At 29.3% G+C, this 6,988-nt stretch carries 7 protein-coding genes; all 7 read right to left on the bottom strand.

Translation table 11 applies throughout. From position 1 onward, the window contains the following. Window positions 1–106: 106 nt before the first annotated feature. On the bottom strand, window positions 107–958 hold the full coding sequence (gene ant(6) / locus LQE93_RS16420) for an aminoglycoside 6-adenylyltransferase (RefSeq protein WP_442870542.1): 852 nt from the start codon (window positions 956–958) through the stop codon (window positions 107–109). A 320-nt stretch (window positions 959–1,278) separates the two neighbouring features. After that, window positions 1,279–3,201, bottom strand: coding sequence for a tetracycline resistance ribosomal protection protein Tet(44) (gene tet(44), locus LQE93_RS16415; RefSeq protein WP_231074541.1), 1,923 nt, complete (start codon window positions 3,199–3,201; stop codon window positions 1,279–1,281). A gap of 49 nt (window positions 3,202–3,250) precedes the next feature. Continuing rightward, on the bottom strand, window positions 3,251–3,778 hold the full coding sequence (locus tag LQE93_RS16410) for a PadR family transcriptional regulator (protein ID WP_118549566.1): 528 nt from the start codon (window positions 3,776–3,778) through the stop codon (window positions 3,251–3,253). Between the two features lie 12 nt (window positions 3,779–3,790). Then, window positions 3,791–4,141: a VOC family protein gene (locus tag LQE93_RS16405; protein ID WP_009300545.1), complete on the bottom strand. Its 351-nt coding sequence runs from the start codon at window positions 4,139–4,141 to the stop codon at window positions 3,791–3,793. Between the two features lie 191 nt (window positions 4,142–4,332). Beyond that, window positions 4,333–4,533, bottom strand: a complete 201-nt coding sequence (locus LQE93_RS16400) for a hypothetical protein (RefSeq protein ID WP_231074539.1) — start codon at window positions 4,531–4,533, stop codon at window positions 4,333–4,335. A 97-nt stretch (window positions 4,534–4,630) separates the two neighbouring features. Then, window positions 4,631–6,208: a recombinase family protein gene (locus LQE93_RS16395; protein ID WP_231074537.1), complete on the bottom strand. Its 1,578-nt coding sequence runs from the start codon at window positions 6,206–6,208 to the stop codon at window positions 4,631–4,633. Then, window positions 6,192–6,905: a recombinase family protein gene (locus LQE93_RS16390; protein ID WP_231074535.1), complete on the bottom strand. Its 714-nt coding sequence runs from the start codon at window positions 6,903–6,905 to the stop codon at window positions 6,192–6,194. The genes LQE93_RS16395 and LQE93_RS16390 overlap by 17 nt, the downstream gene beginning before the upstream one ends. Window positions 6,906–6,988: the final 83 nt, after the last annotated feature.

Raw genomic sequence — 6,988 nt, 5'->3', positions numbered from 1 at the left:
TTGCTGAATAACATTATTAACTCTTGGCATAAAAAACCTCCTAAATAGTAGTTATATTATATATTATAACCATATTTATAGAGGTTAATCAAATTTCAACAGTTTATTAAAACAAAGCCTTTTCTTTTTGTCTTATAACATAATTACTAATATTTTTATCATAATCTGGATATAAATAATTTAAACATTGTGCCACTTCTTTTGATACCATTCTAAAAATTCCCATACATAATTCTAAAGATTTCCACATTTCTGTATATGACCCCATATTATATGTAGCAAGAATTTTCTTCCATAATTCAGGTGAAATATATCGTTCTAAAAATTTATAGTTTTTTCCTAGACTAAAACTATAACCTTGCTCTATTCCAACCTTCCATGAAATCATTCGCAGTAATTCCATACGCACAATATTATTTAAATGGTCGATTGCAAATAAAATTTCCTTTCGACATAATCCTTTCACTACATATGTTACAGTATTCCAAAATTCATTACAGCAATCATCAAAAGAACGTGCTGTCGGATGTTCTATATAATAATCTTCATCTGTAGGTACTGGTATATTAGTAACACGATTATCCTTATCTAATAATAATTTTACTAATTTATCCCAAGTAAAATATTCATCTAAAACTTCTAATGGCAATAATGTCAAATCTATTTTAACTCCGTCCCAAAATAACATAAGATATGAATACCCTTTTTCTTCTTTTGGAAACAATTCCATATCCTCGGGTTTTTGCATAATAAGTCTCTCTCCAAAAACATTAAGCCACTCATCACTATTAATAAAACTCTGCATGTCTGTGACAAAAAAAGTAATATCATAATCTTGAAAATCATCTGGTATAATATTAATATTTGTTCTTGAACCTTCTAAAGTAACCACCCTAATTCTATCATCTGCTTTAGCAAAATTAAGTATAGTATCATATATTTGTTTCTCTGTTCTCATTTTCATATCAACTCACTTTTAAAATTATTATTACTTATATTATAACAGAAAAAAGTAAATTTTCTATTGCCTTAGATTTACCTTAAACATAAAATTATTCTTTAAATTTAACCTTGTATCTATTTTATATTTTTTCCTTTTTGGATTTCCATCAATCCTATAAATGCTATTATTTTTAATATCATAGCTTACAGACCAAATTGTATTAGCATCCTTTCTCTATCATAATCACATCTAAACAGTACAAAAATCTTTTTGATTTCTAAATACTTATCCATATCATCAACTACTTAACAAATTGTAATTTAGCGAATAGTAACTTAATTTTCTTTTTTATTAAACATATGGCGTACTTTATCTATTAGATTATTTGGTCTGCGTGATTGAATAACTGGTTCACAAGTAGCAATTTGATAATCTTTTAATTCTGTCAAAAAAACTGCTTGCCCATTTGTATATAGAGTTAAAGTATTACGATATTCATTAATACAACGTGCAGGAATATGTCCTGTAAAAATAACTTCATCATTTTTTGATTGACTTGTTTCAATTATTGCACAATGTTTTTGTGCATCATTATATGCACGAGAAAAGTATTCCTGTGGTGTAAAAAGTATAAACGAAAGATATGGCTCTAATAATTGCGTTCCCGCTTTTTTCAATGTTTGTTCAAGTACAATTGGGGCAAGAAAGCGAAAATCCGAGGGAGTACTAACAGGGCTATAATAAACACCATATTCAAAACATATTTTACAATCTGTCACTTTCCAACCATACAATCCTTGCTCCAGTCCATAATTAATACCTTCTCTTACTGCATTTTGGAAACTTTGATTTAAATAACCGAGTGAAACTTTGCTTTCGTACTGTATTCCACTGCCAATTGGAAGTGGAGTTATTGATAATCCAATTGATGCCCAAAATGGATTTGGTGGTACTTCAATATGAATAGTATAATCTGCCTTTTGTAATGGCTTTTCCAAATAAATTACGGTTGGATCTTCGATTCTTACGTTTATGTGATATTTTTCAATCAACAGAGAACAGATAACTTCTAACTGCACTGTTCCTAAAAAAGAAATGATGATTTCATGTGTTATCGTATCAACATAATAACGTAAAAGAGGATCAGTATCTGCAATTTCTGTAAGAGCATCCAATAATTTTTCTCTCTCTTCTATTTTTATTGGTTCAATTCTTGTTCGTAGTATTGGTACAGTCTTGTCATTCCATACATTGCATGGCAAAAGCTTTTCATTTCCTATAATATCGTTCAATCTTAATGTATTGTTAGGTATAATAAAAATATCTCCAGAACAAACTGTTTTTGTCTGTATCATTTCTCCATTTGAAGGAATATATATTTCTGTAAGTTTCACTTTCTTTTTTTCTGGCAATATAATTGTATCTCGTAAGTGTAATGTTCCACTGTAAAGACGCAAATAAACTAACCTTTGCTTATGGTCTGTATATTCAATTTTAAAAACTCTTCCACATAGTTCTGAATCATTCTCATTCATTTCAGAACAAAAAAGATTTGAAATAGCTTCGATGAGTTGTTGAGTCCCTATATTATTTCTAGCACTTCCATGGTATATAGGAAACAACGAACCTTTTTTAACACACCTATATTCTTCATACATTAATTCTTGTATAGTCAATTTTTCTCCTACAATATATTTTTCTAAAAGTTTATCATTTTTGGAAATTACAGGATCCCAATCATCTAAATCAATGATATTTTTAATTGATATTTCTGGAGTTAATGTTACATTTTGCATAACAATAATATCATTTGAAAGTTTTTCTTTGATATTTTGATAAATATTATTTAAGTTAATTCCATCCTGATCTATTTTATTTATAAAAATAATTGTTGGTATATTCATTTTTTGAAGTGCATGGAATAGTATTCTGGTTTGTGCTTGTACACCATCTTTAGCAGAAATTACTAAAATAGCTCCATCAAGAACTGATAAAGAACGATACACTTCTGTTATAAAATCTGTATGTCCAGGAGTATCTACAATATTGATTTTGTAGTCATTCCAATTAAAAGAAGTAACTGCTGCCTGAATTGTGATTCCACGCTGACGTTCTAAAAACATAGTATCTGTCCTTGTTGTTCCCTTATCTACACTGCCTAATTCTAAAATCGCTCCACTTGTATAAAGCAGACTTTCCGTTAAAGTCGTCTTTCCTGCATCTACATGAGCAAGAATACCAATGTTGATTATTTTCATGGAATTTCCCTCCCTACAAATTTATCTTTTAACTTAAAATCAATATTTGCTAATTTTGTTCTTTTAAACTATTCTCAAAATCAATTATCCACTTTTCTAATGTTTCTACTAATGCTAATTGTTGTTTGAACATTTGTTTTCCAACATTAGGAATATGTTGTCTATGAGATTGTCTTTCATTTAGTAATTCTTTTAATTCTAATATCTTTGATTTTATATTAGAAACAAGAATCTTTTTTTGTTCATCATCTACTAAATCTAAATTCGTGATAATAATATTAAAATCCAAATATAGACTAACATCAGAATTTGAAATATCATTCATAAGTTTATTAAAATAATCATTACCTTTGTTAGTAATAGTATATATTGCTTTATCTGGCATATTTCCCTCTTTCTCTTTATGGCTAACAATATATTCTTTTGATTCTAATTGTAATACTTTCTTATAAATAGACTGTTCACTAATTTTTACCCATCTTGGTATATTACGATATTCTATATTTTTTTTAATATCATAAGCACTTTGTGATTTTTGTTTAATAAGTCCTAATAATACCAAATCTATATTTGACATAATCTCTACTCCTTACTTAATATAATCTGTAACGCCAAGTCTATTTCCAAATGGATCTTCAAACTCGACTGCATTACCAGTTCCAATTTTAAAAGGCTCACTCAAAAATTTTATACCATTATTCAACATTTCTTTATAGAAGATTGCAACATCTTCTACTTCAAACCATATTGTAGGCTTTAAATTCTCAAATTTATTTTTGTCTTTTAAAATTATTGCAGGTTCTTCATTTCCAATATTATAAGCAACCATTCCCTTATCAGAGAAATCAAATTTCTTTTTTAACCCCAATATTTCCTCATAATATCTTTTTGCTTCTTCCATATTATCTACAGGAAGAAAATAGTTGTCATAATTTTTCATATATTTAATGTCCTCCTCACTACTATAAACTGCACCACTATATTTTATAGTAGTTATCGTTAAAAGTCAATATATAATAAAAAAATAGATTAGTTGCACTGAACTAATCTATTTGTATAACTGCCTGTCGTACAAAAAAGACTGTCATTACTGACAATCTTTTCGGTAAATTACTATTTGTTAAATCTAAACTAGCGATTTTTTATCTCATTTTCTATTAAGTAATTTGCTATTTCAAAAGCTTTTACTCGTCTTTTTGCCAAGGTGATTTGTGATTTATATCTTTTTGGATTTTCTTTTGATTCAAGAGTTTTTATTGCTTCTCGTAACTTATGTAGCGTTGAATTAATTTGTCTTTTTGCTTCAATTAAATCTTCTTTAATATATTTCATTATTTCCTCCTCTACAAATTACTATTTATCTGTGTGCTTATTATATCATAAAAAGAGCAAAATTTTACATTTGCTCTTAAAAATTTATAATGATTTTTTATCCATTTATTTCTGTTCCATCTTTAAATTTAAATACGATTGTATCCTTGTCCTTTATTGTAGCACTTTCAAGTAAACTTCCCCACAATAGTCCATCAAACTTTTCAAGAAGTCTTGTTTGTTTTTTTAAGGTATTAATATAGTCTTTTATCATCTGATGCTTTGCAGATTGTTTTGATATCTCAATTTCTAATTGTTCATACTTTGCTTTTGTTTCATCATAAGTTTTTATTATCGCATCATATTCTTTTTTATACTTTTCTTGGTTTTGTGCCACCCTTGAATTCATTTCAATAAGCTCTTGTATTTTTTCAACTTGCTCTGCTAGACTATTCTCCAGTTTTTCTTTTTCTTCTGATAATCCTTTTTTGTTGCATATTTTATCAAGTATTCTTTCAAGGTTAGAAATTATCTCATCCTTATTTTCAATCATTGAATTAACTACATTCACAAATCTACTTTCAATATCATCAGACCTTATTGCAGGTGTTTTACAATTTTCCTTTCCAGAATATTTCCTATTGCATTGATACATTATTTTCCTGTACTTATCATTTGAATGCCATACCTTAGCTCCATAGCTACCACCGCATTCTCCACACTTAATTCTTGATGTCAAAATATCAGTTCCACTATATTTACCATTTAGCATCAATCTTCTATCCATTTCTAACCTAACCATCTCAAATGTATCTGGTTCTATAATTGCTGGATGGTTATTTTCAACATAGTATTGTTGTACCTCACCATTATTTATTTTTTGTTTTTTGGTTAAGAAGTCTGGTGTGTAATACTTTTGAAGTAGTGCCTCACCCTTATACTTCTCATTTGTAAGAATACTCCTAACTGTTGAAGCGTGCCACTTTTGTTTATGTCCTGGCGTTTCTATACCATCATTGGTTAAACCTTTTGCTATTGCTACTGCAGTTGAACCAGATAAATACTCTCGATATATTCGTTTTACAATTACAGCTTGTTCTTCATCTATAACAAGGTTTCCATCTTCCCCTCTTTTGTATCCTAGGAAATTTCCAAATGGCACAGTTACTTTACCATCTGCAAATCTTTTTCTGTGCCCCCATTTAACATTCTCTGATATGGATCTACTTTCTTCTTGAGCTAATGAACTCATTATTGTAAGTAATAATTCTCCCTTACCATCAAATGTCCAGATGTTTTCTTTTTCAAAATAGCATTCACAACCTATATCTTTCAGCTTTCTTATTGTTGTTAAACTATCTACTGTGTTTCTAGCAAACCTTGAAACTGACTTTGTGATGATTAAATCAATGTTTCCTGCTAATGCTGATTTAACCATTTTATTAAATCCTTCACGATGCTTTGTAGATGTTCCACTTATACCTTCATCAGTATAAACATCAACAAATTCCCAATCATCTCTTGATTTAATATAGTTTGTGTAGTAGTCAACCTGTGCCTCATAACTCGTTAATTGTTCTTCCTGGTCTGTTGAAACCCTAGCATATGCAGCGACTTTTCTTTTTTTCTTATTTGTAATTGGTACTGCATTATACAAGTTTACTGATGCAGGTATCTTTCTAACATTCTTTGGCATTTTTTCTCGCCTCCAGTGTTTTTAATCTTTTTTCTGTGGTTGTACGTTTTCTTTCTTCATTCCATCCTCTTTGCCTTGCAGTCGAATGCCATTCTTGTTTTATAACTCCTCCATCATAAGGATAGAACTCTATCATATCTTCTCCAATTGGTACAACCTTTTCAATTGTTTCATCAAATAAGTCAGAGTCAAATTCATTCCAACCTAAAGCATTACACGCTGCGATTTTCAATTCTTCTTCTGGTATAACCTTAGCACCGCAATACTTCGCACCTTTTTCACTTTTAGTTCGACATACCCAAACATAATAGGTATAATCTTTTCCCATTCTGTTTTTCTTACCACTTCTTCTATAACTCTTGCCACATAGTGGGCATTTAACTTTGGAAGTAAAACAAGTAATGTGTAGGGATTGGTTTGCCCTTTGACCTAGTTTATTTCTTCTTTCAAATTCTTTTTGAACAGCCTCATATTGCTCCATTGATATAATTGCCTCGTGGCTATTTTCAACATAGTATTGATTAAGTTCTCCATTATTTTTCTTTTCCTTTTTTATTATAGGATCAACAATATAGTATTTTTGTAGTAGTAAATTGCCAGTATAAGTGATGTTACTTAATATTTCACGTACACTTGATGGGCTAAATTTACCACCTTTATATGGTCTTATGTCAATATTTTGGACACAAAAAGTCAAACTTTTTTATGCTGCACTTCTAGCTAATAATTCACATTGATCTGGAGTCATGTAATTAATAGAAGAGTGTAGCCTTTTTCTGT

Source organism: Clostridium sp. NSJ-145, from assembly GCF_021044725.1.
GTDB lineage: Bacteria > Bacillota > Clostridia > Clostridiales > Clostridiaceae > Clostridium > Clostridium disporicum_B.
Note: the sequence above shows the minus strand (reverse complement) of the source record. Positions and strands in the feature narration are given on the sequence as shown.